We start from the raw sequence: 25870 nt of genomic DNA, 5'->3' as shown, positions 1-25870 counted from the left end.
AAAAGAAGGACACAGAACCGATTATCTGATTTTTCCCTTCCGGGGAGGAGCCTTCAGATGTGCTCACCTTCAGGGACGGCTGCGGCTGTCGTCCTGCGGAACGCGGCCGTCCTTCTTCGGGTCGCGGCTGCTTCCGTTCGGGCTGCGGTCAGCCGTGCCCGGCGCCCTGCCCTGGTTCCGGTCGGGCGTGTTCGGAGCCTTCCCCGGATTCCGGTCAGGCGTGTTCGGGGCTCTTCCCGGAGCCTGTTTCCCGTGCTCTTCCGGGCGCGGCGCGGGGCCGGTGCGCCGGCCGTCGGCGGGCAGGGGGCGCACCTCAGAGCCGTGCTCGCCGGGGCGGCCGCCGTGCGGCGGCGGGGGAACGCATCCCGCGAGAAGGAGGGGAGCGGCGGCTGCGGCCGCGAGGAAAAAGCGACGCTTCATGGCAAACTCCTGTTCAATCATGCGCGGGCGGGCCGCTGAGGGCGAAGGCCCGCGAGGGGCGGCCCGCCTTCCAAAAGCGGGAGACATTTTAGCCGGCGCGCGGCCGGACGGCGTCCCGACTTTTTCGCTCGGCCCCCGCCCGGTTCGGCTAAGATCGGAAGGCTGTTTTCACCTTCAGGCGACCGAGGAAAAAAATGGATCCGATTGAAAAGCCGCGCTGCGGCTGGGCCCGGGGGTCGGACCTCATGGTCCGCTACCACGACGAGGAATGGGGCGTGCCGCGCACCGACGACCGCGGGCAGTTCGAGTTTCTGGTGCTCGAGTCGGCCCAGGCGGGGCTGTCCTGGAGCACGATCCTCAAGCGCCGCGAGGGCTACCGGGCGTGCTTTGCCGGGTTCGACCCCGCGCGGGTCGCCGCCTTCACCGAGGCCGACATCGGGCGGCTCATGGCCGACCGCCGGATCATCCGCAACCGCCTCAAGATTGAAAGCGCGGTCACAAACGCCCGGGCCTTCCTCGAGGTGGCCGCGCGGCACGGCTCCTTTTCGCGCTGGATCTGGGACTACGTGGACGGGCGGCCCCTCCAGCACGAGATCGCCTCGGACAAGGAGCTTCCTCCCAACAGCCCGCTCTCCGACCGGCTCGCGCGCGACATGAAAAAGCTGGGCTTCCGGTTTCTCGGCACCACCATCCTCTACTCCCACCTGCAGGCCACCGGCCTCGTGAACGACCACATCCTCGGGTGCTTTCGGCGCGAGGAAGTCCGCGCCTTGGGCGAGAAGCTCACGTGGAAGTGATTTAATACAAAAATAATTTGTATTAAAAACAACATTTCACTGTTTGATTTTGTTATGCAAAAAGAGGATGATTTGAGCCTTCGCAAACCGCAGAGGCAAGAGTCATGCCGCAGGCACTGCATTTTCAGTTTTTCTTCGGGGCGCTGATTTCGCTCATCGTGATCACGAACCCGGTCTCCAAGATTCCTCTTTTCATCAGCCTCACCGAGGGGATGCCCGCGCAGAGGCGCGTCGAGCAGGCGAAGTGGGCCGCGATCTACGCCTTCCTCATCATGGTGGTGAGCCTGATCGCCGGCAACCTCCTGCTCACCGTCTTCGGGATCTCCTACGGCGCGATGCGCATCGCGGGCGGCATCGTGGTCGCCCTGATCGGCCAGCAGATGCTCTTTGGCGGGGCCTCGCCCAACAAGGCTCCTCCGGTGAGCCGCACGAAGGACGACTACTCGTTCTTTCCGCTTGCAATGCCTGGGATCTCGGGCCCGGGCACGATCGCCGTGGTGATCGGCTTTTCCACGCAGATCGCCGAAGTCTCCGACTGGCCGGGCAAGGCCGCGGCCTTTGCCGTGATCACCGCCGCGATCGCCGTGACCGCGCTCATCGTCTGGATCGTGATGCGCTCCTCGGACTTCTGCGCGCGGGCGCTGGGGCCCTCGGGCACGCAGGTGCTCTCGAAGATCATGGGGTTCCTGCTGGTGTGCATCGGCGTGCAGTTCGTGGGCTCCGGGATCCGCACCTTCATGGCGGGCTCCTGAATTCCCTCCCGGCGGCTCCGGGCCTCACCCGCGGTCGCCTAAAATAGAAGCAGCGGTGAGAAAAGGGCGCCCGGGCGCCCTTTTTTCTCACGGTTTCCAAAGAGAAAAAGAAAAGGAGAAGCGCGCATGGCACTGTCCCGCCGCACTCTGCTGGCCGGGGCCGGCACGGCCGCCGCGGCCGCGGCAGCCGGCGCCGCCGTCTATATGGTCCGCAGGAAAGAAGAGCAGGCCGCCCCGGGCGGGCCCCGCGTGAGGCTTGTGGTCGGGGCCGACAATTCGGCCTCCCGCACGGTGATGTGGGAGGGGAAAAAGAGCGCGGGGCTCGAGCTCCGGGGGCCGGACGGGTCGGTTCGGACCTTCGAGCCCGTCCGGGCCGAACACCGCTCGGGCGAGACGCTCTTTCACCTGAACGAGGTGAGGCTCGAGGGCCTGCAGCCCGGGGGCTCCTACGCCTACCGCATCCCCGGGGTCCTCGGGGACTGGACGCCCTTTCGCACGGCCGGGCGCGGCGCCACCACGGCGCTTCTCTTTCCGGACTCGCAGTCGACCGACCGCTACGAGACCTGGAGGCAGCTCTACCAGGAGGCCCTCAGGCGCGAGCCGCAGGCCGACTTCACGGCCCACATGGGCGACCTCGTCGACTGCGGCGCGTGGCTTGAGCACTGGTACGACTGGTTCGCGGCCGTGAAGGGCGGGATCGAGCGCGTGCCCGCCGCCCCCGTGATGGGCAACCACGACACCTACGACCAGAACGCCCGGATCGGGATGCCGGAGAACTTCCTCGCGGCCTTCGCGCCGCCTGAGAACGGGAGCGCGGACTGGCAGCGCTGGTACTACGCCTTCGACTCGGGCCCCGTGCGCTTTCTGGTGGTGAACACCGAGTGGCCCGAGTCCGACAGCTTCAGGCCCGGGCTGCTGCCCGAAATGAAGCGCTGGTTCCGGGAGGCCTCGAAGACGTCCCAGCCCTGGAAGGTCGTGCTCATGCACCGCAGCGCCGTTGCGAACAGCATCCGGGGCAGAAAGCCGAGGGGCCCCTTTTCCGAGGCCGGGCGCGAGCTGATGCCGCTCTTTGACGAGGCCGGGGTGGATCTCGTCGTCACCGCCCACCTGCACACCTACCGCCGCAGGGGCCATGTCCGCGGCTTCCGGCGCGACGCATCCGGCCCCCTTTACGTCGTGAGCGGCGTGGCGGGCAACATCCGGTACAACGACTTCTGGATCGACAGCCCGCTCGACGAATTCGTGGCGCCCCAGCCCGAGACGGACAATTATCTGGTGCTCCGGGCGGACGCTTCGTCGCTCGAGCTCGCTTCCCGGCTGCCCGACGGGAGCCTGATCGACCGCAGCGTGCTGCGGAAAGCCTGAAGGAGGGCGGCGAGGCGGCCGGCCTTAAGGGAAATGCGGGAGATGCGGGAAATGCGGGCAAAAAAGGAGGTGCTTCATGCCTGAAATTTACAATTCGACCGAACTTCGCCGGGAGCTGCATCCGATGGCCGAGCTCGGGTTTGACGTCGCGCGGACGGCCGATTTCGTGCTCGCGAAGCTTCGCGCCCTGGGGATCGAGGCCTCGAGGATCGGGGACACGAACGGGGTGCTTGCTGTGATCCGGGGCCGGGAGCCCGGGCCCGTGCTGCTGCTTCGCAGCGACATGGACGCGCTGCCCTTCACGGAGGACGGCCGGACCGTCGCGGTCCACGCCTGCGGGCACGACGCGCACATGGCGATGATGCTCGAGACCGCCTCGAGGCTTGCGGGAAGGATCCGCCGCGGCACGCTCAAGATCCTCTTCCAGCCCGCCGAGGAGCTGCTCACCGGGGCGCTGCGGATGATCAGGGAGGGGGTGGTCGACGACGTGGACATCGCCCTCGGGGCCCACATCCGCCCGATCCAGGACCTGCCGCCCGGAAAGGTCTGCGCGGGCGTCACCTACAACGCCTTCGCCTTCCCGGTCGTGCGGTTTCTCGGCCGCATCGCCCACGGCTCGCGCCCCCAGCTCGGGGTGAACGCGATCGAGGCCGCGGCCGCCGCGGTCTTCGCCGTGAACGCGATCCACCTCACGCCCGACAGCCACTGGACCGTGGTCCCGAGCCGCATCCGGGTCGAGGGGCCGATGAACGTGGTGCCGCCGCTGTGCACGATGCAGTTCGACATCCGGGCGCGCGAGAACGCCGTGATGAAGGAGCTGCTCGATAAATTCGAAAGAGCGGTGCAGGGCGCGGCCTCCTCCGTGGGGGCGAAGGCCGAGGTGGAGCTGGGCAGCGTCGGCCCGGCCGCCGAATACGACCCGGAGATTCACGCCGAGCTCGAGGACTGCATCCGCAGCGCGCTCGGGCCCGAGGCCCTTGCGCCCGACTGCGGGGGCGGCAGCGAGGACTTCTTCTTTTTCAAGTCGCACAAGCCCTCGATCCGGACGGGCTACCTCGGCATCGGCGTGGGCGCCGTCCCGGGGCTGCACGACCGGAACATGCACTTTGACGACACGCTGCTGCCGATGGGGCCGCGCGTGATGACGGCCTTCGTGCTGCGGCACCTGGGCTGAGGGCGCCCTTCCGAAGGCCGCGCCCGCGCGCGGCCCCGAAGGGACTACAATGCGGCCCTCCGCCGCGGCAGGCGGAGGGGAAGCTGCAGTTTTTCGGGCCGGTTAAAAACAAAGCAAAGTCCCAGGCCCGGGGGCGTCAAGGAGATCTGCCGATGAATTTACGCGAACTGCCTGTCGGCAAGGCCGCGACGGTGACGACGGTGGGGGGCGAGGGGGCGCTGCGGCAGCACTTCCTCGACATGGGCCTCATCCCGGGCGTCGAGGTGGTTCTGGTCAAGTACGCCCCGATGGGCGACCCGATGGAGCTGCTCGTGCAGGGCTACTCGCTCACGCTCCGGGTGGCAGACGCCGAGAAGATCGGCATCGAGGGGGTCCGGGACGAGCCGCGGGCCGCGCAGGAGGCCGCCGACGACGAGGACCTGAGCCTTGTGCCGCACCCGGCGCTCGGCGAAGAGCGCAGCTTCCAGGAGAACTACGAGGAGGAGCACGCGAGCCCCATCGAGGGAAAGCTCACCTTCGCGCTCGTGGGGAACCAGAACTGCGGCAAGACCACGCTCTTTAACCAGCTCACGGGCTCGAACCAGCACGTCGGCAACTTTCCCGGCGTCACGGTCGACAGGAAGAGCGGCTTCATCAAGGGGCACCCCGAGCTCGAGGTGACGGACCTGCCGGGCATTTATTCGCTCTCGCCCTACACGAGCGAGGAGATCATCTCCCGGGAGTTCATCCTGCGCGAGAAGCCCTCGGCGATCATCAACATCGTCGACGCGACCAACATCGAGCGCAACCTCTACCTCACCATGCAGCTCATGGAGCTCGGGGTCCCGGTGGTGCTCGCCCTCAACATGATGGACGAGATGGAGGGCAACGGCGGCACGATCCACATCAACGAGATGGAGTCGATCCTGCAGATCCCGGTGGTGCCGATCTCCGCGAAGAAGAACCAGGGCGTCGACGAGCTCGTGCGGCACGCGGTGCACATCGCGCGCTACCACGAGCTGCCGGGCCGCACGGACTTCTGCGGCCGCGACGACCACGGCGGGGCCGTGCACCGCTGCATCCACGGCATCATGCACCTGGTCGAGGACCACGCGAGGGCCGCGGGCATCCCGGTGCGCTTCGCCGCGGGCAAGCTGATCGAGGGCGACCCGATCGTCGAGCGGGACTTAAAGCTCGAGCCAAACGAAAAGGACATGATCGGGCACATCGTGCAGCAGATGGAGGCCGAGCGGGGGCTCGACCGTGCCGCGGCCATGGCCGACATGCGCTTTCTCTTCATCCGCAGGCTCTGCGCCCGCACGGTGGTGAAGCCGCGCCGCAGCCGCGAGCACGAGAGAAGCCAGAGGATCGACCGGATCCTCACCGGGCGCTTCACCGCGATCCCGGCCTTCGTCGCAATCATGGCGGTGGTCTTCTGGCTCACCTTCAGCGTGGTGGGGGCGTTCCTGCAGGACGAGCTCGCCGCGGGGATCGAATGGCTGACCGACCGGGCCTCCGAGGCGCTCGAGGCCTCGGGCGTGAACGAGGCGATGAAGTCGCTCGTGGTCGACGCGGTCATGAACGGCGTGGGCAGCGTCGTGAGCTTCATCCCGATCATCGTCGTGCTCTTTTTCTTCCTGTCCATGCTGGAAGACAGCGGCTACATGGCGCGGGTCGCCTTCGTGATGGACAAGCTCCTGCGGAAAATCGGCCTTTCGGGCCGCAGCATCGTGCCGCTGCTGATCGGTTTTGGCTGCACGGTGCCCGCGGTGATGTCGACCCGGACGCTGCCTTCCGAGCGCGACCGGCGCTTCACGATCCTCCTCACGCCCTTCATGAGCTGCTCGGCCAAGATGCCGATCTACGCCTTCTTCACCGCGGCCTTTTTCCCGAAGCACGGGGGGCTTGTGATGGTCTCGCTCTACCTGATCGGGATCATGACCGGAATCCTCGTCGCGCTCGCCTCGAAGCGCTTCCGGGCCGAGGGCGAGGCGGTGCCTTTCGTGATGGAACTGCCCAACTACCGGCTCCCCGGCCTGCAGAACACGCTGCGGCTCATGTGGGACAAGGCGAAGGACTTCCTGCAGAGGGCCTTCACGGTGATCTTCGTGGGCACGATCGTAGTCTGGTTCCTGCAGAGCTTCGACTTCACGCTCAACATGGTGCAGAACTCCGAGGACAGCATCCTCGCCTCGGCGGCGGGCGCGATCGCTCCGATCTTCGCGCCGCTCGGGATCGGCGACTGGCGCGTCTCCACGTCCCTCATTTCGGGGTTCCTCGCGAAGGAAAGCGTGGTCTCGACCCTGTCGGTGCTTTACGGGAGCGTCCCGGCGCTTCGCGCGTCCCTGACGCCGCTCGCCGCCTTTTCGCTTCTCGTCTTCTGCCTCCTTTACACGCCCTGCATCGCGGCGATCGCCTCGGTAAAGCGCGAGCTGGGGGGCAGGAGCGCGGTCGAGCTCGTCTTTTTCCAGTGCGCGGTCGCCTGGGCGGCGGCCTTCCTGATTTACGGCATCGGGCGGCTCGCGGGCCTCTCGTGAACAAAAAAGGAGAAAGCTATGGCTGACTACATCCTCGGGGCGCTGCTTGCGGCGGCCGTCGCCGCAGCCCTTGTTTCCATCATCCGCAGGAGAAAGCGCGGAGGCTGCGGCTGTGGATGCGGCTGCGGGGGCGGATCCTGCGGCGGCTGCTGCGGCTGCGGGAAGGACCCGGGCCGGGGGCCGGAAAAGCGCTGAAAGGCGCCTGTCTCATCCCAGGAAAAGTCCGCCGGCAGCCTGAAGAGGCTTTTGGAGAAACCCCAGGCCTTCAGGGGCCCGGCCCCTTTTTTACGTGAAATCCGCTGAATTCAGGCTGTCCGTCTCAAATGGAAGGCCTCGGCTCGCCTGCGGCGACCGACTATCTGAAGCTGCGCCTGGCGCTGTCTCCTGCGCCCGGGATTTTCTCCTTTTTATAAACGTCACCGCGCCCGAACACCGAAAATTCCCCAAAAGTTCTTTTCCAGGGACTGTTCCTTCCGGCGGATTTCTCTTCAAGCCTCTGAAAATCCAAAGAGAAAAGAGCATTCAAAAGGGTTAAGGCACCAGTTGTTACAGGTAAATTGCTGTTTGTGTTATCCGCAAAAACGAGTAACCTTACGTCTCACGCGCGCCGCCGCGGTGCCGCAGGTATCACAGAGAACACGAAGTCAAAATGGATTACACAGTCAAGGCAGGAACCCTTCTTATCAACGTGAGCGCCATCCAGGCCGTGGCGCTTGCCGTCATCACCTACTATTTCGGCGTCTGGGCGAAGAAAAAGATCCCGGTTCTCGAGAAATACGCGATCCCGAGCCCCGTGGTGGGCGGCATGACCTTCGCCCTCATCCTCTCGGTGCTCGAGGGCTGCGGGGTCCTCAAGGTGCACTTCGACTCGTCGCTGCAGACGCTGCTCATGCTCGCCTTCTACACGACCGTGGGCCTCATGGCGAGCGTGAAGCTCATCACGCAGGGCGGGCGGATGCTGGTGGGCTTTCTCGTGGCGGTGTCGGTGCTCTGCGTGCTGCAGAACTTCCTCGGCATGGGGCTTTCGGAACTGATGGGCCTTGACCCCCACTACGGCATCCTCTCCGGGTCGGTGTCCATGATGGGCGGCCTCGGCACGGCCGCGGCCTTCGGGCCGTACTTCGAGCAGACCTACGGCGTCACCGGCGGCACCGCGGTCGGCATCACCTCGGCTACCTTCGGCATGGTGGCGGCGCTGCTGATCGGCGGGCCCTTCGGCGAGTGGGCGATCCGCCGCTACAAGGTGAAGACTCCGAAGGAGGTGGACAAGCCCGAGCCGCAGCTGCACCTGCCCAAGGAGATGGAAACCGGGCTTGCGCCTGGGTCGGCCGCGAAGGAGCCCACCTTCACCGAGCAGCTCATGCGCGCGGGCGGCATCGTGGCGGTCTGCGTCGCGCTCGGCGCCATCGTCTCGAGCTACCTCGGGCAGTTCGTCACGCTGCCCGCCTACATCGGCTCGATGATTGTCGCCGCCATCGTCCGAAACGTGGGCGACTTCACGGGCCTCTACCGCGTCCAGGGCAAGGGGCTCGACGCCGTGGCCGACATCAGCCTCGTGCTTTTCGTCACGATGGCGATCAACTCGCTCAAGCTCTACGAGCTCGTGCACCTCGCGGTCCCGATGCTCGTGATCCTCGCCGGCCAGACGCTTCTCATGCTGCTTTACGCGTGGCTTGTGATGTTCACGCTCTTCGGGCGCTCCTACGACGCGGTGATGCTCACCGTGGGCGGGATCGGCTTTTCGATGGGCGCGACGGTAAACGGCCTGGCCAACATGCAGGCCGTGGGCGAGAAGTACGGCCAGAGCCCCAAGGCCTGGCTCATCGTGAGCATCGTGGGCGCCTTCCTGATCGACTTCATCAACGCGCTCGTGATCACCTATCTCGCGACCTGGTGAGGATCCGAGGGACTCTCCGGGGGCCTCTTCCCTCCCCCGGGGCGGCATTAAACTGACCTTCCAGGGGACAAGCCCCCGCCCGGGTATGCCGGACGGGGGCTTCGCGTCAGGAAAAGAAGACAGGGAAGGGAGGGGCGAAGCGATGCCTGCGGCCGGGAAAAAGAAGCTGGTGCGAAGCGCGGAGGACATCGTCGGCCTCATCCGGCGCGACGGGTTCCTTCCTTTTTTCAAAAACGACATCGAGGGCTTTTCGCTCGAAGAGGCCTGCCCGCCCGACCTCTGGTACGTTGAGTACGGCGACGGGCGCTGGCAGTGGCCGGTCTGGGACTGGAAGGGGAGGATCATCTCGCTTGGGAACTTCGCCTACGCGAAGTTCTTCCGCGGCATGGGGTTCGTGAGCGAGCGGTGGTTCCCGGACTTTCTCAACTACAGGAGAAGCCGCTGGCCGCTTTCTGCCTCCGAGCGGCGGATCCTCGAGACGCTGCGGGGCGAGGACTCGCTCCTTTTGAAAGAATTGAGGGCGCTCTCCGGCTACTCGCGCCGCAGAGGGAAGAAGGAATCCCTTGCGGCGCCAGATCCTGGCGCGGGCAAGCTCGCGCGGCTTGAGGCCGCGCTGGAAGAAGGGGGCGCGGCGGCGGACGCCCCCCGTGCGGAAAGCTTTGAGACCGCGCTCACGCGGCTGCAGAAAGGCTGCTGGATCGTGACCGCGGACTTCGAGATGGCGCACGACAGGAACGGCCGGCCCTACGGCTGGGGGCTCTCGCGCCTCACCACCCCGGAGAGCTTTTTCGGGCCCGCGGCTCTTCGCGCGGAGCGCACGCCTGAAGAATCGAAGGAGCGCATCGGCTCCTGGCTCGCCAAGCTCCTTCCGCAGGCCACAGAGCGCCAGATCGAGCGCTTTATCGGCTAGCGGCCGGCAGGCCGCAGGCTAATCGAGCCCGTTGTCCCGCTTCCAGTCCGCCGCGCGCCTGAGGCACTCGAGGAAACCGTCCTCGTTGTGCACGCGAAGCCGCCTGTAGATGTTGTTCCTGTGGCCCTGCACGGTCCGCTCCGAAAGGCCCAGGCGCGAGGCGATCTCGCGGTTGCTCACGCCCTGGGCGATGAGGCCCGAGACCTGCGCTTCGCGCGCGCTCATTTCGGAGAGCGCCCGCGCGGCCTCCTCGCCCGTGAGCTCCCCGCGCGAGGCCGCAAGCGACAGGTCGCAGCAGCGCTCGATCGACTCGAGGAGCCGCTCGTTTTCCACAGGCTTTTGCAGGAAGTCGGCCGCCCCGCGCCGCAGGGTCTTCACAGCGGAGTCGACGTCGGCGTGCCCGGTGAGGAAGATGATGGGGAGCGTGTAGCCGCGGCGCCGCATCTCGGCCTGCAGCTCGATACCGCTCATGCCCGGCATCCGGATGTCGAGCACGAGGCAGCCCGGGACGCTTGAGGCGTCGCCCACGAGAAAGGCCCGGGCCGAGTCGTAGCAGCGGGTCTTCCAGCCCTTGCAGTCGAGCATGAAGGACTCGGCCTCCCGCACGTCCGGGTCGTCGTCCACAATGCGCACGAGCACGCGCTGCCTGTCTTCTTCCTTCATGCCTTCTCCTTTTTCCCGTCCGGATCCGCGCCCCCGTCCTCCCAGGCCGGCAGCCGCACGAGGGCCGTGAGGCCCCCCGCCGGGCGGCGCGCGAATTCAAGCCCGCCGCCCGAGGATTCCGCAATCGAGCGGGCGATCGCGACCCCGAGCCCGAGCCCGCCCCTTCGCGTGCTGGAGAGGGGCGAGGCAAGCCGCTCCATGTCCTCGTCCGTCATCTGCGGCCCCGAGTTTTCAATCACGATCTCCGCGCGGCCCACCGAGGCGGCCGCTTCGATCCGAATCCGGGGCTCGTCGGAGCGCAGCGCCGCCTCGGTCGCGTTCTTGAGGAGGTTCCAGAAGAGGAGCTCGAGCTCCAGGGGATCGCCCCGCACGGGGAGCTTTTCGGGAATCGAGCGCGAGACTTCGACCTTCCCGATCCCCTTCACGCGCAGTTCCGTGAGCACCTGGGAGAGCGTGCGGGCGAGGTCCACGCGCTCCTCCCGGGTCGCCTCGGACCGGGCGTAGCTTCTCACCTTTTCCACGATCGCGATCGCGCGGTCGGCCTGCGAGCTGATGCGCTCGTTGCAGGTCCTAAGCGCCGGGGCCTTCTCCTGCGGATTCCGGAGCAGCTCGCGCTCGCCCTCGCAGTAGTAGCGGATGGCGGCAAGCGGCTGCGCGAGCTCGTGGGAGATCATGCTCGAGAGCTGCCCCACGACGTTTGCCTTGTGCATGCGCTCCATGCGCTGGTTGAGCTCCTCGAGCGCCCGGGAGGCCTGCTCCCGGGCGGCCTCCTCGGAGCGCAGCTGCGCGGTGCGGCGCCGCACGAGCTCGTCGGAGCGCCAGGCGTGGAAGGCAAGCCCCGCCACCAGCATGAGCGCGAAGAGGACCGCCGAGCGGTACTGCCTCAGCCAGCGCCGCAGCGTCGGCTCCCTCAGATACGCGTAGGGCCCGATCCGGAGGTCCCGGTAGGCCTGGTCCACGGCGGTGAAGTCGGTGGCGATGCTCCAGGCCTCGCTCCCCCCGACGCTTTTCATCGTGAGGACCGCGGAGGCGACCCGGGCGGCGACCGCGGGCTTCACGCCGTTCATCACCGCGAGCGTGTGCCCGGGGTAGGCCCGCGTGGTCGACAGGCACTCCATGCCGGTGTTCTCCCGCACGCCCACGAGCCTGAAGCCCGAGCGCTCCTTCGGGGTCATCTCCTCCCAGGTGCAGGAGGGGATGATGGTGACGTCCGACTCGCCCGCGATGATCTTGTGCATGAGCCCGTGCACGTAGGGCGTTCCGGTGAAGGAGACCGAGCGGAAGAAATGCTCCCAGTCGTAGCCGCGCTCGACCAGATCCGCCATCGAGATCCGGTAGCCCATGAAGGCCGTGGGGTAGCTCGCGGCAAGCCGCAGGCCGCGCAGGTCCTCGATGGTGCGCGCGGGCGAGGAGGCGGGCACGATGAAGGAGGCGCCGCTGCTGTGGTTGGGGTCGGGGCGGGAGGGATTCACAAGCGTGGCGAGCCCCCGGGCCCCGTAGGGGATCATGCGCCAGTAAAAGCCCGAGCTCGCGACGAAGAAATCGATGCGGCCAGCTTTCACCTCGCGGTCGAGGTCCTCGGCGCGGTAGCGCACCGCCTCGAGCTTTAACGGCGCGACCGCGCGCCGGATCACTTCGAGCGTCCGGTCGATTTCGCGGGAGTTGGTGGATGAATAGCTGAAGTCGATGAGGCCCATCCTCACCACGGGCGAGCCGGGCTCGACGTGGGCCGCGGCGGCGCTGGGGTAGGAGGCGCGCTCTTCGTTTCCCGGGGCGTCGCCCGAGGTGAAGAAGAGGACGGCGGCGGCCGCCGCGGCGCAGACCGCCATTGCGGCGGCCGGCAGAACCGCGGCCGCGCTGCGGCCGCCCTTTGCTTTGTCTTCCCGCGTCATGTCGTGACCGTTGCGCCTGGAGTCAGGTTTGAAGAGGCCGGGAGGGCGCCTTGGGACCGCGCGGCCCCCGGGGGGCTTACTTATGGCAGCCGCTGCACTTCTGGAACGTGTAGTTGTGGTGGCAGCTGTAGCAGTATTCTACGTTCGCGTTCTTGTCCTTGAAGCCCTTGGGTGGGGGCATCGTGTGCGGCGTGTGGCAGGTCGTGCACTCGGGGAACTTTGCGAGGTCGCGGCTGTCGTGCGGCACGTATTTGTGCGGGTTGATCTTCCCGGAGTCGGTCTCGTACATCGGCGGCAGCGCCGTGAGTTTCTCGATCGGGCCGTGGCACTGCAGGCAGTCGGCCTTCTTCATGGCCGGCGCGGCGAGTCCCGGGCCCGAGAAGGCGAGCCCGAGGGCGAGGGCCGCGGCAAGCGATCCAAGCATCAGTCTGTTCATGGCGGGGTCTTCCTTTTTTCTTTCTGTCTCTTCTTCTAAAAAAAGATCCCGGGCCGCGGCCGCCTCGAAAAGGGACCGGCGGCCCGGGTGGAGAGAGACTTCTTAGGTTCTTTGGTTCTTTGGTTCTTCAGCCGTTTCAGGACTTCATGGCGTGCTCGCCCGCAAAGCGCCCCGGCAGGATGCCGCGGGGCATGCCGTTGCCCACGTAGAGGCCGCCCGCGGTTTCGCCCGCAGCGTAGAGGCCCGGGATCACGCGCCCGAAGATGTCGATCACCTGGGCGTTCTCGTTGATGCGCAGGCCGCCGGTGAGGTTATGCACGAACAGCACCACCTGCACGGCGTGGAACGGCCCCTTCTCGATCTTCTTTCTCATGAGCGCGGCGGGCTTCTGGAAGTCGTCGTCCTGCTTCTTGTCGACAAAGCCGTTGTAGCGCGCGACCGTGGCCGGGAGGTTCTTCGTGCCGAGCTTCGCGGCGAGCTCCTCGAGCGTCGGCGCGTCGAAGGCGAAGCCCTTCTCGCAGGTCGGGTAGGAGGTGTCCCAGTGGTACTTCTTCGCCGTGGCGTCGTCAAAGACGCAGTAGACCTTCTTTTCGGGCTGCACGTAGGCCATGTCGTAGAAGCTGTAGCCGCCGAGGTTGCCCTTGTCCTCCTCGCGCACGAACCGGTCGCCGTTCTTGTTCACGAAGACGACGTCCCCCCAGCGCGGGCCCTTCACGCTGAGGCCGGGGCAGCCGTACTTGGAGCCCTTGTGGAAGCCGTAGCGGTTGGTGCCGAACATGCGGCGCAGGTGCGGCGTGTCCTCGCCGCGGTCGCCCAGGTACATCGCGCCCGCCTTGAGGCCGGCGAGGATCGCCGAGCCGTCGGGGGCGACGAACGGATAGCCCGTCGGAACGAGGTCCGGGGTGAAGCGCGGATCGGTGATGACGCGCAGCTCCTTGTTCGCCTTCCAGCCGCCGCCGGCAAGCACCACGCCCTTCTTCGCGCGGACGTTGACGACGCCCTTCGCGGTCTCGACCCGGGCGCCCACGACCCGGCCCTTCGCGTCCTTGTAGACGTCGGTCACCTTGGAGTTGAGGAAGATCCGGCCGCCCTTTTCAGTGAAGTACTTCTGGAAGGGGATCATGATGCCGCGGCCCGTGCGGAAGCCTCCGTCGGGGTTCGGGTGGCCGTTGCCGTCGCCCTGGTCGGGCGAGTAGATGTGCAGGTAGGACTCGTGGTGCTGGCTGTCGTACTTGCCGGCCGCGGTGGAGGTGTTCATGAATTTCACGCCGTGGGCCTCGAGCCACTCCTGGGTGCCGCCCACCATCTTCGAGTAGCGCATCGCGAGCGCCGGGTCGTTCTTGCGGTACTCGGCGTTCTTCGGGTCGGTGAGGTGCGCGTAGACGTCGGCCGGGGTGTCCTTTTCGCCGCGCTCGCGCTGGAAGCGGGTGCCGCCGCGCAGCGCGATGATGCCGCCGTTGATGATGGCGCAGCCGCCGTAGTTCTCGCCCTTCTCGAAGACGAGGACCCTGCCGCCGAGATCGAGCGCCGTGATCGCGGCGCTCATGCCGGCGATGCCGGAGCCCGCGACGACGACGTCGGCGGTCATGTCCCAGCGGGCGGGCAGCCCCGAAGAGGAGGCCTTCGCCTTCGCTTCGGCGGGGGCGGCAAAGGCAGCTGCGGCCGCCGCGGCCGCGGAGGCGGCGGAAGCCTTGAGGATGGAACGACGGGTCATGTCAGCCATGATGTTTTCTCTCCAAAAGTTTTATTTCGCCCGGAATCTTTTTCTCCCGGGGCACAGGGTCATTTTTCCCGCGCGTTTACTCGAGTAAATTGCGCGAGGTCAACGGCGCGTCCGGAGCGAAAAAAAGCCGGGCCCGAGGGCCCGGCAAACTCCTGGAGAGACAAAGTGTATGAAGGTGTTCTGCTATTCGATCCTCTCGCCGTGCAGGGCGAGGTCGAGGCCTTCCTGCTCCTCGTCGGGCGTGACGCGCAGGCCCATCGTCTTCTTGATCGCCAGCAGGATCGCCGCGCTCATCACCCCGCCGTAGACGAGGGTCGCGAGAACCGACAGGGCCTGGATGCCCACCTGCTCGATCATCGGGGGGAGATCTGCGCCGGTGACCCGGGAGGTGGCGAACACGCCGGTAAGCAGCGCTCCCACGATGCCGCCCACGCCGTGCACGCCCCAGGCGTCGAGCGAGTCGTCATAGCCCAGCTTGTACTTCACGACGGTGGCGGCCCAGAAGCAGATCACGCCCGCCGCGAGTCCGATCACGATCGCGGGCAGCGGCTCCACGAAGCCCGACCCCGGGGTGATGCCGACCAGGCCCGCGACGGCGCCCGAGATCATGCCGAGCACCGAGGGGCGGCCGCGGAAGTACCACTCGCAGGCCATCCAGCCCACAAGCCCGGCGGCTGCCGCGATCTGCGTCACCACGACCGCCATGGCCGCGCGCCCGTCGGCCGCAAGGCCCGAGCCGCCGTTGAAGCCCATCCAGCCCACCCAGAGCACCGCCGCGCCGATCACGGCGAAGGTGAGGTTGGAAGGCTGCATCGCGACGGTGCCGTAGCCCTGGCGCCGCCCGATGATGAGCGCGCCCATGAGGCCGGCGATGCCGGCGTTGATGTGCACGACCGTGCCGCCGGCGTAGTCGAGGGCGCCCATCTTGAAGAAGAACCCGTCCTCAGCCCAGACCCAGTGGCAGATCGGCGCGTAGACGAGCAGGCTCCAGCAGACCATGAAGACGAGAAGGGCGGAGAACTTCACGCGCCCGGCCCAGGCTCCGGTGATGAGGCAGGCGGTGAGCACCGCAAAGGTCATCTGGAAGACCGCGAAGAGCAGCTGCGGAATCGACCCCTGGAGCGTGTTCACGCCGATGCCCTGCATGCCGAGGAAGGAGAGCCCCCCGACGAACGGGCCGCCCGAGGAGAAGGCAAGCGAGTACCCGATCACAAACCAGAGCACGGAGACGATGCCGCAGATTGCGAGGTCCTGGGCGATGGTGCCGAGGATGTTCTTTTTGCGGGCCATGCCGGCGTAGAAAAGAGCGATGCCCGGCACCGTCATGAAAAGGACGAGGACGGTCGCGGCCAGCATCCAGGCCGTGTCGCCCTTGTCGAGCTTGTCCTCGGCGAAGGCCGCGCCGCTTGCGGCCAGGGCGCCCGCGGCCGCAAAAAGCTTCAGGGCGCGCAGTTTCATCGTTTCGGTCATGACAGCGCCTCCTCGTTGGTTTCGCCCGTGCGGATGCGCATCACCGACTCCAGCTCCGAGACGAAGATCTTGCCGTCGCCCACCTTTCCGGTGACGGCGGTCTTTGCGATGGTTTCGACCACCAGGTCCGCGATTTCGTCGGGCACTGCGATTTCCAGCTTGATCTTGGGCAGAAAGTCGACCGCGTACTCGGCTCCCCTGTAGATCTCGGTGTGGCCCCTCTGCCGCCCGAAGCCCTTCACCTCGGTCACGGTGATGCCCGAAATGTTCACTTCCGAGAGCGCTTCGCGGACAGCGTCAAGCTTGAAGGGCTTGATCACTGCTGTGATGAGTTTCATGTTTTTCTCCCTGCGTTTCTCTTTTTTGGGGGCGCCGCGAAGCGCGCGGCGCTCGACCGAATCCTATGCATAAAGCGTGCCAGAGGGGAAAAGCCTTGAGAAAACAGTCCGGGCGGGAAATAGCGGCGCGGCGCGGGGGCGCCGCTCATGCACTAAAAGTGGAGCCGTGCACCAAAATGGAGAATGAAAGAAAGCCCCCGGAAAGCCGGGGGCCTGAAGGGGAAGGAAGCGGCGCTTCAGGGGAGAGGGGGCGGAGCGCGGCGCCGCTTCCGGGGGGAGTCTTTCAGAAGAACCCCGGGGTGATGCCCATCCAGTGCAGGTAGGTGCCGCCTGCGACAAGGAGCAGCCCCCAGTAGAGGACGCTCATCACGAGCCCGTACCGGAACGTCTCGCCCATCGTGTACTTGTTGGTGCCGTAGAGCATGGCGTTTGGCTTCGCGTTGAAGGGCAGCGACCAGCAGCAGTTGATGCACAGCGCCACGGGCAGCGCGAGCGACAGGATGTCGACTCCCAGGTGCTGCGCGATGCCGATCACAATCGGCATGAAGATGAGGGTGCGCATGTTCTTCGACTGGAAGATGAAGTGGCTCGCGATGAAGATCGCGGTGAGCACGGCGTAGAGCGCGAAGTAGCTCATGGTGTCCATGCCGAGCGCCTGCATGAGCTGCACCGTGAGCACGTTCATGAGCTTCGTCGCGCTCAGGCCCGCGCCCAGCGAGTAGGCGCCCGCCGAGAAGATCATGAGGTGCCAGGGAATGTCCACGTCGTTCCAGTTAAGCAGCTTGAACTGCGGCGCGAGCATGACGACCGCGCCCAGCATCGCCACGACCGTCGCGTTGATGCCGTGGATTTTGTCGGTGGCCCACACGATGAGCACGATCAGGAAGACGATGGAGGCCTTGAGCTCGTTCATCTTGAAGGGCCCGAGATCCCGGTAGGCCTTCTCGAGGGCGGCGCGGCCGCCCTTGAGCTTGGGCTCGCGGTCTTCCTTCGAGAGGGGGAAAACGAACCGCACGCCGATCACGTAGGCGAGCAGCCCGAAGCAGATCACGAGCGGCAGCCCGGCCACGAACCAGTCGAAGTAGTAGATGGAGACGCCCGCCCCGGCGAGGATCGCCACGCCGAGGAGGTTCGCGCCCGAGCCGGTCATGAACGCGTTGCAGCTCGCGTTGATCATCAGCAGGTTGTGCAGCACGAGGTTGCGGGCGAAGTTGTTCGTCGTGTCGGTGCCGGGCGCCCCGTAGACCGCGCACACGACCATGAAGAGCGGCATCATCAGCGCGGCCTTGGCGGCCGTGGCGTTCACGAACGCGGCGAGGATGATGTTGATCACGAGAAAGGTGACGAAGATGCTGCCCGCGTTTTTGCCGAACCGCAGGATCAGCCAGAGCGCGGCGCGCTTGACGAGGTCGGTCTTGATCATGGCGCTCGCCATGATGAAGGCGGAGACGTTCAGCCAGATCACCGGGTCGCCCAGGGTGGCCATGGCCGGCTTCACCTTGAGGATGCCGGTGAGGATCAGCCCGCAGATGAGCAGCATCGAGGTGACGTAGTTGGGGACGGTCTCGCTGATCCACAGAAAGAGCGAGGTGGCGAAAAGCCCGAACATGACCTGCTGCCTCGCGCTGAGGATCGGGAAATGGATGACGTAGGAGAAGAGGACGAAAATGGCGGCCGCGATCGGCAGCCCCCAGATCCGGAAGAAGCGCCCCGTGGCCGACAGGGGACGCCTGGGCAGCTTGTTGAGCGAGTAGTTGTTCATGTCCAGGGGGTCGTAGTCCCTGGGCGGCGTCGCTGCGGCAGTGTTCATGGCGATGCTCCTTGCAGATAAGCCCCGGGCGCCCGGCGCCCGCGCCCCGCTTTTGAAAGAGGGGGCGGCGCCCGGGCGGCCTCAAGGGGGAAGAAGAAGGCGGGACGGCTACATGCCGATCACTGCCTTGGCGGCCCGCAGGTAGTTGGTGTTGGGCCTCCCCGCGAGCCCCAGGGCCTCCACCGCGCCCTTCATGGCCGCGTAGTCCTCGCTCTCGCAGCAGGCGGTCTCGACCCGCGCGCCGTTGAACCACACGTAGGCGAACTCGCAGATGACCCCGTTCACGGTGAAGCCGTAGCGCTTCTTGTCGACGCGCACCAGGGCGAGGTCCGGGCAGGAGGCGGCCAGGGCCCTGAAGTCTTCGAAGCTGTAGCTCTCCTTCTCAAGCGGCAGCGGCGCCTTCAGGTGCGAGAGGATCTCCTCGAGCTCCTCCTTTTTCACCGGGAACTGGAATTTCCCGCGCGGCTGGAAGATCTCGTAGCCCTCGGGGGTGAGCCCGGTGCGGGTCTTGATGTCGAGCAGCCCGTCGCGCACCTTCACGTTCGCCTCGTCGGTGAAGCGCGAGAGGATGTAGGTCTCGGGCGGCATCGTGCGCGCCTTGTAGAGCTGCGCCCTGCAGGACCACATCTTTTCCTTCACGGCTTCGACGATGTCCTGGCCGAACACGCGGAACTCCGCCCGCGGGACGATCCGGGCGGCCTCCTCGGCGCTCGTGGCCACGTTCTTTGCATAGGCGTCCGTCATGATCATTTCTCCCAGGTGGTGAACGGGTGCTTCACTAGGTTCGAGTTGAAGTAGCGGGGGTCGCCCGAGACTTCCCGGCCGATCCAGGCGGGCTTCTCGAAGGGCGCGTCCTCGGAGGGGAGCTCGATCTCGGCCACGACGAGGCCCTTGTTCACGCCGAGGAACTCGTCGATTTCCCAGGTGTAGGGGCCCTGCGGAATCTTGTAGCGGTTCTTTTCGATGATCGGCTTTTCGGCCAGCTGCGCGAGCATGGTGACGCAGTCCGCGTAGGGGATCTCGTACTCGAATTCAAGCCGGGTGACGCCCACCGTGGGGCCCTTCACCGTGAGGAAGGCCTTCTGTCCGATCGTGCGGATGCGCACTGTGCGCTCCTTCTGGCTGTTGAGGTAGCCCTGGCGGTAGGCCGTGCCCCGGGCGAGCTTCCTCCACTCGCCGCCCACAACGAGAAACTTGCGTTCGATTTCCTTTCCCATGGACTGCTCCTTGCTTAAAACGCCCTTTGTGCCGGGGCTTGATGAATGAAGGGGCGGGGCCGGAAGGCCCTGCGCCCTGGGGAAATTATCGCGGCCGGGCCAGGAAATGAACAATTGAAAGATCGAATGCTTTCTATTGCGTTTTTCTATAAGTAATCGAATAAATCAATAATAAAATTTTATGCGTTGCGGCGGCCCGGGCCGCCCCCTGCAGGCTGAAAGGAGAGGCAATTGGACAGCATCGTAAACCTGGCCGGCGCCGTGGCGCTCCTCCTCTGGGGCACCTACATGGTGAAGACGGGGATGCTGCGCACGTTCGGCTACGCGCTGCGCGGCTGGCTGGAGATCATCCTGGTGAACCGGCTGCGCGGCTTTGCCGCCGGCACCGGGATCGCCATGCTGCTGCAGAGCTCCACGGCGACGGCGCTGCTCGTGGCGGGGCTGCAGGGCAGCGGCCTTGTCTCCACCGAGCGCGCCTTAAGCTGCGTGCTGGGGGCGGACTTCGGCAGCGCCCTGATGACGCGCCTTCTCAGCCTCGACCTCCGGGCGCTTTCTCCCGTTCTGATCGCGGTGGGGGTCTTCTGCTTTCTGAAAAAGCCCGCGAGCCGCCTGGGGCAGTTCGGGCGCGTCGTGCTGGGGCTGGGGCTTGTGATGCTCTCGCTCGGGCTCATCGCCTCCGCGGTGGTCCCGGTGCGCGGCAGCCCCGCCGCCGCGGGCTTTCTCGCGGCGGTGGGCGCCGTGCCGGGGGCGTGCCTGCTCTGCGGCGCCGTCCTTGCCGTGGCCTGCTTCTCGAGCCTCGCCGCCGTGATCATCGCCTCGGGCTTCCTGCAGGCGGGGCTCTTCGCCGATCCGGGGAGCGGGCTCTGGGTGGTGCTGGGCGCGAATCTCGGCAGCGCCTTTCTCGCGCTCATCACGACCGCGGGCGGCACCCGGGTCGCCCAGAGGGCGCCGCTCGGCAACATGGTCTTCCGGCTGGCCGGGGTGGCCGCCGGGGCGGCGCTCCTTGCGGCCGTCCCCGCCTGCGGCGCGTTCTTTTCGGGACTGCCCGACGGGGCCATTTACTTTCACGTGGCCTTCAACGCCGCCCTGGGCGCCACGGGGCTTTTCTTCACAAAGCCCGTGGCCGCCTGGGTGGACGCGAGGCTGCCGGAGCGCACGGAGGGGCCGGCTCCGGCCTTAAGGCTCATGAGCGAGGAAAACCTCCTCTCGCCCGGCGCGGCGCTCGAGACCGCGCGCCGGGAGATCGCGCGCTCGGCCGCGATGCTGCGGCGCGAGGGGGCGGCCGTCGCCCCGCTCATCCGCGGCAACCCGCCCGAGGGCGAATGGATGCTGCTGCAGGACGAGGGCCGGGCGCTGCGCGCCCGCTCGGAGGAGATCGGGCGCTTTCTCACCGCGCTCGTGCAGCGCTCGCTCTCCGAAGATGAAATCGCGCAGTGGCAGGCCTTGGAGCGCGCCAACGCCGTCGTGCAGTCCGCCTCGGGGCTGCTCGAGGCCGCGGTGGCCGCGCTGGTAAAGGGCAAGTGCAGCGCGAACCGCTTCTTTCCGCCCCGCTCCGAGGCGCTGATCCTCGAGTCGCAGCGGCACGCGGAGCGCTGTCTCGCGCACTTCGAGCGGGCGCTCGGGGCCCTGGGGGAGAAGAGCGCTCCCGGCGGAGGGCGCGCGCTCGAGGCCGAGGCCGAGGCGCTCCGGAGGTCGGGCCGCGCCTGCGGGGAGGCCGCGCTCGCGCAGTGCCTGAAGATGCCCGAAGGCGACCGGGCCGCGGGCCTTCTGCCGCTGCAGGTGGAGCTGCTCACGCTCTACGGGCGGCTCTCGGAGCTTCTCCTGCGGCCCCGGCCCGAGGGGGCGGCCGCTCTACAATAACCGGACCGACACTCCCATGCCCCTTATGAACCTTGACTGGCTGAAAACCTTCCACGCCGTCGCCCGATGCAGAAGCTTCTCCAAGGCGGCCGAGGCGCTTTATCTGACGCAGCCCACCGTGAGCAGCCAGATCCAGAAGCTCGAGCACTCGCTCAAGGCTCCGCTTTTCGACCGCTCGCGCAGGCAGATCTCGCTCACTCCGAAGGGCGAGATTCTCTACAACTACACGCGCCGGCTCTTCGACCTCTTTGGCGAGATCGACAACGCCTTCCAGAACTTCACCGAGCTGCAGAGCGGGCACGTCTCCGTGAGCGCCTCGGCGGTCGTGGGAACGTACTACCTGCCGCCGCTCATTGCGGAGTACCGGCGCCGCTACCCCGGCATCGAGCTGCACCTGCGGATCGGCAACTCCGAGCAGGTCGCCCGCGACGTGCGAGGCCAGGAGGCGGACTTCGGCATCTGCGCGCGCATCGTGGGCGCAGGCGACCTCGTGCAGTACCAGCTGCTGAGCGAGCCCTACCGGGTGCTCGCGAGCCCGAGCTCGCGCTGGTGCGCGATGGGCCGCCCGCTGCTGCCCTCGGAGTTCGCGAAGGGCTGCATCATCACGCGCGAGAAGGGCGCCCGCTCGCAGGCGAAGCTCGAGGAGTGGCTCGCCGAGCAGGGCGAGACGCACTTTTCCGGCAGCTGCTCGGTCAATTCGATGGAGCTCGCAAAGCAGCTGGCCGTCTGTGGCATGGGGCTCATCGTGCTGCCCGAGATGACGGTGCGAAGGGAGCTCGAGGCGGGGCAGCTCGTGCGGGTCGAGGTGGAGCGCTTCAACCTGAGCACGGGCTACTACCTCAACTATCTGAAGACCGCGAACCTGTCGCCTGCGGCCCTGAAGCTCGTGATGCTGCTTAAAGAAAACCGCCGCGACTTCATGGCGATCCTCTAGGGGCGGCCGAAGGCCCGCCGCCCGGCCGTGGCTTTTCCTTTTTTTTTCAGCGCCGGACCCTGCAGCCGGCCTTCTCCAGCGCCTCGAGCGCGCGGCTGTAACTGGAGGTCTTCACGAAGAGGAAGTCCGTGTCGTAGCTCGAAAAGGCAAGAAGCGGAATGCCCTCGCGGGCGAGCGCCCCGGAAAGGAGCGACATGACGCCCACGGCGTCAAAGGGCATCTTCCCCGCCACCCGGATCATCTTCCAGCCGTAGGAGACGGGCCGGGCGGAAGCGGGCAGCGCCTTTTCCTGGCACACGACCGAGAGCTCCCCGCGGGTGCTGGAGACGAAGGTGCCGGGGACGCTCCAGTCTATTTCGGACGGGTCGGCGATCTTCGCCACGGCAAAGAGGTAGGGTGAGGCCAGAAGCTCGAGGCCGGCCCCGGGGGCGCTCTCCTCCATGGCTCAGAGCCTCGTCATGCGAATTTTGTCCAGCGCCTGAGGCCGCCGCAGCGCGAGCTCCTTTTTGTTCCTCGGGTGCCCGACCAGCACGCCCGCCACGGGCCTGAAGCCCTCGGGGACGCCCAGCTCGCGCAGGAGCGCGCGGTCTTCGGCGATCTTCGGGATGGCCCCTGCGATGTAGCAGCCCGACAGCCCCTCGGCCGCCGCGGCAAGCAGCACGTTTTCAATGATGCAGGCGGCGTTTTCTCCCGCCATCGGCGAGTCGGCCGAGGACACCAGGATGAAGACCGGGGCGTTGTAGAGGGGATCCTGCGGGAAAAGCGCGTTCATGCGGGCATGCAGCGCCGCGGCGCCCGAGGGCGTCGAGACGACCGAGAGGTGCAGCGTGTCGTAGCGCCCCATGCCGGCGGGGGCGGCGCAGGCCGCGCCCAGTATCTTCTTGAGCGAGGCCTCGGCGACGGGCTCCGCGCTGTAGTCGCGGGTGGAGTGCCTGGCGGAAACGGCTTCGAAAAATTCCATTTTGATTCTCCTCTGAGAGGCCGCGCCACTTGTTTCAGGCGGCCCCGGAATGGAAAGCCTATACCAATTTCCGGGGGCCGGTCACCTCCGGGCGGGCGGCAGGGGCCCGCGAGCGTAGGCTTTCAGGGGGCGCGGCCCCCGGCTTTCAGAAGAGCAGGGTCACCACGAGGATCAGCACCGGCAGGACGAACACGTAGGCCGCGGTCGTGACCCCGACGGCTTCGGAGGCGAAGGCGGGCGAGGCGCCGTAGACCTTCGCGAGCACCGGGATCGTGGAGGACACCGGCAGCGTGGCCGACATGATGAAGGCCTGCCTCGCTCCCGGGGGCAGGTCAAAGGGCAGCGAAAAAAGCGCGACGAGCGCCGGCCGCAGGAGGAAGCACGAGAGCATGATGAGCACGAGCTCGCGGTTCAAGTTCCGCAGCCGCTTGAAGCCCACGAGGTAGACCGTGATGCCCACGAAGATGAGGGCGAGGGGCGAAGAGAGCTGCCCCATGTACTGCACGATCATCGCGAGAGGCTGGGGGATCGGGATGCTGAAGACGAGGAAGATCACCGCCGCGGCGAAGCCCAGGATCGGCGGCGAGAGGATCATCTTCAGGTTTTTCGCCGAGAGCAGCTTCGGGCGGGGCTCGCCGCGCCGCAGGCTTCCCTCGAGCTGGATGTTGAAGATCCCGAGGCTCCAGGTGAAGAGGCTGTTAGCGAAGAAGTAGACGAGGAGGTAGGGCAGCCCCTTGTTGCCGTAGAGCGACCAGATGAGGGGAATGCCGATGAAAAGCACCGTGGAGGTCGTGAAGCAGGCGATGAAGGTGCCGCCCATTTTCCTGTCGACAATGCCCTTTTTCACGAGCAGCACCGAGATGAGGAAGTTCGTCCCGACGGTGAGAAAGGAGATCGGGACGATCTTGAGCATGTCGATGAAGGCCTCGTGGGTGAAGTGCGAGGTGAGCGAGTAAAAAAGGAGGCAGGGGATCGACAGGTTCACGATGCGCGCGACCAGCTGGCGGCCTTTGTCGTCATACCAGCCCCGTGCGGCGGTGAAGTAGCCGAAGCCCGCGATCGCGACGATCACGACGATCGCGGACAGCCCGTTGAGGAATGCGTCCAGCATGTTGGTTCAGCGCGCGGAAAAAAATGGAAATTCTACTCCTTGAGGTCCGGAGTGGAATTATAAAAAGGTCTGCCCGATCAGTGGCTTTGGATGTCCGCCGGGGGATCGTCGGGGCGCGAGGCCCGCAGCCGCTCGGCCTCAGGCCGCGGGGGATCGGGCGGCGCGAGAAAGAGCGACTTCGGGCGGGGGATGCTGCGGGTGCTCACGCCCGTCCACTCCATGAAGCCTTCGACAAAGGAGCTCCCGTAGCGCAGGCCCCGGATCGTGCGGTGCTCCTTTGCGTCGCTCGAAGTGAGGAAAAGCGGGATGTCGCGGTGCTCGCGCCCCGCCGGGGAGTGCAGAAGCCGCATCACGCCGCGGCGCCGCGCGAGCGTGAGCCCGTGGTCGGAAAAGTAAAGGAGGCTCCAGGGCTCGCCTTTCTTTTGAAGGAGCCCGCTCAGGCGCTCGAGCACGGCGTCGGTCTGCCGGATCGTGTCGAGGTAGCAGCCGGGGATCCGCCAGGCCGGGTCCTTCACGTGCGAGATCCGGGGGAGTTTGTCGCTCACCCGCTCGCAGATGTCGTCGTGGGAGCCGATCAGGTGGACGACGATGAGCTTCGGGCGCGGGTCGTCCCGCTCGAGCTCGGCCTCGACAAGCGGCAGGAGCTCATAGTCGAAGTAGTTTCGGCTCGCGTCGCGGCCGAATTTGAGCCAGCGGCTGCGTTCGGACCGGGCGCCGATCGCGGTGACCGGGGTGTCAAAGGGCGAGACGTAGCCCTGGTTCGAGAACCAGGAGGTCGCGAATCCCGCCGCGCGGGCGAGGTCGACGAGGTTGTACTCGTAGCGGGGCTGCAGGCTCTTCGGGTCGGGAAGCGTGAGCGTGCGTGTGAGCGACGGAATCGTGTTGTCGCCTTCGGCCGTGAAGCCCTCGTAGACGATGCCTGGCGCCTTCGACATGTAGGGGGTGTCGTCCTCCGGGTAGCCGTAGGCGTTCATGTAGTCGCGCCGCTCGCTCTCGCCCACCACGAGGACGTAGTTTTTGTAGGCGGGCCGCACGGAGAGCACCTTCCAGGCGGGCGTCCAGTCCATGTGCTTTAAGTTCCCGCGCTCCACCACGACGCGGTGCGCGAGCTTCGCGGCGTGCGTGAAGGGGTGGAAGGCTTTCGTCTCAAAGGCGGCCGCGGCCGCGAGGACGAGGGCGAGCGCGAAAAGCTTCCGGCTTTGAAAAAGCCTCACGCGGCGGGCGCAGAGGTAAAAAAGGGCGAGTCCGGCTGCAAGTAGCGCGGGCGAGGCAAAGTCGAGCGCCCCGAATGTGCCGAAGAATTCCGAGGCCTCGCGCGCGTCGGTGGCAAGCGCCGAGGCGATCTGGCCCTCCGAGACGATCCCGTAGCGCAGCCCGACCGGGAAGTAGAGGCAGTAGGCCGCGAGCACGAGCGCGGCAAGCGCCCGGACCGCCGCCGGGGCGCGGGCTGCAAGAAGCAGGAAGGCGGCGAGCGACAGCACTTCCGCCGCCGTCACGGGGTAGGCGGCCCCTTTGAGGAGCAGCCAGGAAAGCGCCGCGCCGAAGGCGAAGACGAGGAGGGCCCGGGCGGCGCAATGAAGGTTTTCAGAACTGAGCTTCATGGGACGGACTTGTTTTTATTCCT

At 66.5% G+C, this 25870-nt stretch carries 24 protein-coding genes; 10 read left to right on the top strand and 14 right to left on the bottom strand.

The annotated features are described in order from the left end of the window. Positions 1 to 69: 69 nt before the first annotated feature. The gene (locus MUN46_RS10095; protein WP_243376707.1) at positions 70 to 420 is read right to left on the bottom strand and encodes a hypothetical protein; all 351 of its coding nucleotides are present in this window, start codon (positions 418 to 420) and stop codon (positions 70 to 72) included. 194 nt (positions 421 to 614) lie between these two features. On the opposite strand from MUN46_RS10095, the gene MUN46_RS10090 reads away from it, so the two are divergent. The 8 genes from MUN46_RS10090 to MUN46_RS10055 all read left to right on the top strand — a co-directional run bounded on the left by MUN46_RS10090 (position 615) and on the right by MUN46_RS10055 (position 9831). Then, a complete protein-coding gene (locus MUN46_RS10090) occupies positions 615 to 1217 on the top strand; it encodes a DNA-3-methyladenine glycosylase I (protein ID WP_243376708.1) in 603 nt (200 codons plus the stop codon). Positions 1218 to 1321: 104 nt separating this feature from the next. After that, positions 1322 to 1969, top strand: a complete 648-nt coding sequence (locus tag MUN46_RS10085) for a MarC family NAAT transporter (protein WP_243376709.1) — start codon at positions 1322 to 1324, stop codon at positions 1967 to 1969. 126 nt (positions 1970 to 2095) lie between these two features. Next, the gene (locus tag MUN46_RS10080) at positions 2096 to 3334 is read left to right on the top strand and encodes a purple acid phosphatase family protein (protein ID WP_243376710.1); all 1239 of its coding nucleotides are present in this window, start codon (positions 2096 to 2098) and stop codon (positions 3332 to 3334) included. Positions 3335 to 3410: 76 nt separating this feature from the next. Continuing rightward, entirely contained in the window at positions 3411 to 4508 is a 1098-nt protein-coding gene (locus MUN46_RS10075) for an amidohydrolase (RefSeq protein WP_243376711.1), read from the top strand. A gap of 152 nt (positions 4509 to 4660) precedes the next feature. Then, entirely contained in the window at positions 4661 to 7024 is a 2364-nt protein-coding gene (gene feoB, locus MUN46_RS10070; protein ID WP_243376712.1) for a ferrous iron transport protein B, read from the top strand. An 18-nt stretch (positions 7025 to 7042) separates the two neighbouring features. Beyond that, positions 7043 to 7219 (top strand): FeoB-associated Cys-rich membrane protein, encoded by a 177-nt coding sequence (locus tag MUN46_RS10065; protein WP_243376713.1) that lies wholly within the window; start codon positions 7043 to 7045, stop codon positions 7217 to 7219. 454 nt (positions 7220 to 7673) lie between these two features. Next, positions 7674 to 8921 (top strand): sodium/glutamate symporter, encoded by a 1248-nt coding sequence (gene gltS, locus MUN46_RS10060; protein ID WP_243376714.1) that lies wholly within the window; start codon positions 7674 to 7676, stop codon positions 8919 to 8921. 142 nt (positions 8922 to 9063) lie between these two features. After that, on the top strand, positions 9064 to 9831 hold the full coding sequence (locus tag MUN46_RS10055; protein ID WP_243376715.1) for an AlkZ-related protein: 768 nt from the start codon (positions 9064 to 9066) through the stop codon (positions 9829 to 9831). 18 nt (positions 9832 to 9849) lie between these two features. Here the strand turns inward: MUN46_RS10055 and MUN46_RS10050 are convergent, their stop codons facing one another. The 9 genes from MUN46_RS10050 to MUN46_RS10010 form a co-directional block, all read right to left on the bottom strand. Beyond that, entirely contained in the window at positions 9850 to 10494 is a 645-nt protein-coding gene (locus MUN46_RS10050; protein ID WP_243376716.1) for a response regulator transcription factor, read from the bottom strand. After that, on the bottom strand, positions 10491 to 12386 hold the full coding sequence (locus MUN46_RS10045; RefSeq protein WP_243376717.1) for a sensor histidine kinase: 1896 nt from the start codon (positions 12384 to 12386) through the stop codon (positions 10491 to 10493). Before MUN46_RS10045 ends, MUN46_RS10050 begins: the two co-directional genes overlap by 4 nt. 76 nt (positions 12387 to 12462) lie before the next feature. Beyond that, positions 12463 to 12822: a cytochrome c3 family protein gene (locus MUN46_RS10040; protein WP_243376718.1), complete on the bottom strand. Its 360-nt coding sequence runs from the start codon at positions 12820 to 12822 to the stop codon at positions 12463 to 12465. Between the two features lie 136 nt (positions 12823 to 12958). Then, positions 12959 to 14545 carry an FAD-dependent oxidoreductase gene (locus MUN46_RS10035; RefSeq protein ID WP_243376719.1) on the bottom strand — a complete coding sequence of 529 codons (1587 nt, stop codon included), beginning with the start codon at positions 14543 to 14545 and terminating at the stop codon, positions 12959 to 12961. Positions 14546 to 14728: 183 nt separating this feature from the next. Beyond that, positions 14729 to 16015, bottom strand: coding sequence for an ammonium transporter (locus MUN46_RS10030; protein WP_243376720.1), 1287 nt, complete (start codon positions 16013 to 16015; stop codon positions 14729 to 14731). Continuing rightward, positions 16012 to 16353, bottom strand: coding sequence for a P-II family nitrogen regulator (locus MUN46_RS10025; RefSeq protein WP_237978438.1), 342 nt, complete (start codon positions 16351 to 16353; stop codon positions 16012 to 16014). Before MUN46_RS10025 ends, MUN46_RS10030 begins: the two co-directional genes overlap by 4 nt. Positions 16354 to 16636: 283 nt before the next feature. Next, a complete protein-coding gene (locus MUN46_RS10020; RefSeq protein ID WP_243376721.1) occupies positions 16637 to 18163 on the bottom strand; it encodes an SLC13 family permease in 1527 nt (508 codons plus the stop codon). Positions 18164 to 18271: 108 nt separating this feature from the next. Then, positions 18272 to 18907, bottom strand: a complete 636-nt coding sequence (locus tag MUN46_RS10015) for a hypothetical protein (RefSeq protein WP_243376722.1) — start codon at positions 18905 to 18907, stop codon at positions 18272 to 18274. Positions 18908 to 18909: 2 nt separating this feature from the next. Then, the gene (locus MUN46_RS10010; protein ID WP_243376723.1) at positions 18910 to 19380 is read right to left on the bottom strand and encodes a CYTH domain-containing protein; all 471 of its coding nucleotides are present in this window, start codon (positions 19378 to 19380) and stop codon (positions 18910 to 18912) included. 231 nt (positions 19381 to 19611) lie between these two features. Between MUN46_RS10010 and MUN46_RS10005 the strand changes: the two genes are divergently transcribed. Together MUN46_RS10005 and MUN46_RS10000 are read left to right on the top strand one after the other, a co-directional pair. Then, positions 19612 to 21240, top strand: coding sequence for a Na/Pi cotransporter family protein (locus MUN46_RS10005; RefSeq protein WP_243376724.1), 1629 nt, complete (start codon positions 19612 to 19614; stop codon positions 21238 to 21240). A gap of 16 nt (positions 21241 to 21256) precedes the next feature. After that, positions 21257 to 22174, top strand: coding sequence for a LysR family transcriptional regulator (locus tag MUN46_RS10000; RefSeq protein WP_243376725.1), 918 nt, complete (start codon positions 21257 to 21259; stop codon positions 22172 to 22174). 46 nt (positions 22175 to 22220) lie between these two features. On the opposite strand, the gene MUN46_RS09995 is transcribed toward MUN46_RS10000, so the two are convergent. The 4 genes from MUN46_RS09995 to MUN46_RS09980 all read right to left on the bottom strand — a co-directional run bounded on the left by MUN46_RS09995 (position 22221) and on the right by MUN46_RS09980 (position 25847). Next, positions 22221 to 22616: an ACT domain-containing protein gene (locus MUN46_RS09995; protein ID WP_243376726.1), complete on the bottom strand. Its 396-nt coding sequence runs from the start codon at positions 22614 to 22616 to the stop codon at positions 22221 to 22223. A 3-nt stretch (positions 22617 to 22619) separates the two neighbouring features. After that, complete coding sequence (locus tag MUN46_RS09990; protein ID WP_243376727.1) at positions 22620 to 23135, bottom strand: nitroreductase family protein; 516 nt, start codon at positions 23133 to 23135, stop codon at positions 22620 to 22622. A 145-nt stretch (positions 23136 to 23280) separates the two neighbouring features. After that, positions 23281 to 24246, bottom strand: coding sequence for an AEC family transporter (locus MUN46_RS09985; protein WP_243376728.1), 966 nt, complete (start codon positions 24244 to 24246; stop codon positions 23281 to 23283). Positions 24247 to 24323: 77 nt separating this feature from the next. Further along, positions 24324 to 25847, bottom strand: coding sequence for a phosphoethanolamine transferase (locus MUN46_RS09980; protein ID WP_243376729.1), 1524 nt, complete (start codon positions 25845 to 25847; stop codon positions 24324 to 24326). Positions 25848 to 25870 lie beyond the last annotated feature (23 nt).

Source organism: Mesosutterella faecium, assembly GCF_022809315.2.
Classification (GTDB): domain Bacteria; phylum Pseudomonadota; class Gammaproteobacteria; order Burkholderiales; family Burkholderiaceae_F; genus Mesosutterella; species Mesosutterella faecium.
This window is presented reverse-complemented; position numbering and strand designations above follow the sequence as displayed.

Bases quoted from the DNA above. Each gene is read 5' to 3' on its own strand.
- MUN46_RS10095 (WP_243376707.1), bottom strand. From the start codon at position 420: ATGAAGCGTCGCTTTTTCCTCGCGGCCGCAGCCGCCGCTCCCCTCCTT.
- MUN46_RS10090 (WP_243376708.1), top strand. From the start codon at position 615: ATGGATCCGATTGAAAAGCCGCGCTGCGGCTGGGCCCGGGGGTCGGAC.
- MUN46_RS10085 (WP_243376709.1), top strand. From the start codon at position 1,322: ATGCCGCAGGCACTGCATTTTCAGTTTTTCTTCGGGGCGCTGATTTCG.
- MUN46_RS10080 (WP_243376710.1), top strand. From the start codon at position 2,096: ATGGCACTGTCCCGCCGCACTCTGCTGGCCGGGGCCGGCACGGCCGCC.
- MUN46_RS10075 (WP_243376711.1), top strand. From the start codon at position 3,411: ATGCCTGAAATTTACAATTCGACCGAACTTCGCCGGGAGCTGCATCCG.
- feoB (WP_243376712.1), top strand. From the start codon at position 4,661: ATGAATTTACGCGAACTGCCTGTCGGCAAGGCCGCGACGGTGACGACG.
- MUN46_RS10065 (WP_243376713.1), top strand. From the start codon at position 7,043: ATGGCTGACTACATCCTCGGGGCGCTGCTTGCGGCGGCCGTCGCCGCA.
- gltS (WP_243376714.1), top strand. From the start codon at position 7,674: ATGGATTACACAGTCAAGGCAGGAACCCTTCTTATCAACGTGAGCGCC.
- MUN46_RS10055 (WP_243376715.1), top strand. From the start codon at position 9,064: ATGCCTGCGGCCGGGAAAAAGAAGCTGGTGCGAAGCGCGGAGGACATC.
- MUN46_RS10050 (WP_243376716.1), bottom strand. From the start codon at position 10,494: ATGAAGGAAGAAGACAGGCAGCGCGTGCTCGTGCGCATTGTGGACGAC.
- MUN46_RS10045 (WP_243376717.1), bottom strand. From the start codon at position 12,386: ATGACGCGGGAAGACAAAGCAAAGGGCGGCCGCAGCGCGGCCGCGGTT.
- MUN46_RS10040 (WP_243376718.1), bottom strand. From the start codon at position 12,822: ATGAACAGACTGATGCTTGGATCGCTTGCCGCGGCCCTCGCCCTCGGG.
- MUN46_RS10035 (WP_243376719.1), bottom strand. From the start codon at position 14,545: ATGGCTGACATGACCCGTCGTTCCATCCTCAAGGCTTCCGCCGCCTCC.
- MUN46_RS10030 (WP_243376720.1), bottom strand. From the start codon at position 16,015: ATGACCGAAACGATGAAACTGCGCGCCCTGAAGCTTTTTGCGGCCGCG.
- MUN46_RS10025 (WP_237978438.1), bottom strand. From the start codon at position 16,353: ATGAAACTCATCACAGCAGTGATCAAGCCCTTCAAGCTTGACGCTGTC.
- MUN46_RS10020 (WP_243376721.1), bottom strand. From the start codon at position 18,163: ATGAACACTGCCGCAGCGACGCCGCCCAGGGACTACGACCCCCTGGAC.
- MUN46_RS10015 (WP_243376722.1), bottom strand. From the start codon at position 18,907: ATGACGGACGCCTATGCAAAGAACGTGGCCACGAGCGCCGAGGAGGCC.
- MUN46_RS10010 (WP_243376723.1), bottom strand. From the start codon at position 19,380: ATGGGAAAGGAAATCGAACGCAAGTTTCTCGTTGTGGGCGGCGAGTGG.
- MUN46_RS10000 (WP_243376725.1), top strand. From the start codon at position 21,257: ATGCCCCTTATGAACCTTGACTGGCTGAAAACCTTCCACGCCGTCGCC.
- MUN46_RS09995 (WP_243376726.1), bottom strand. From the start codon at position 22,616: ATGGAGGAGAGCGCCCCCGGGGCCGGCCTCGAGCTTCTGGCCTCACCC.
- MUN46_RS09990 (WP_243376727.1), bottom strand. From the start codon at position 23,135: ATGGAATTTTTCGAAGCCGTTTCCGCCAGGCACTCCACCCGCGACTAC.
- MUN46_RS09985 (WP_243376728.1), bottom strand. From the start codon at position 24,246: ATGCTGGACGCATTCCTCAACGGGCTGTCCGCGATCGTCGTGATCGTC.
- MUN46_RS09980 (WP_243376729.1), bottom strand. From the start codon at position 25,847: ATGAAGCTCAGTTCTGAAAACCTTCATTGCGCCGCCCGGGCCCTCCTC.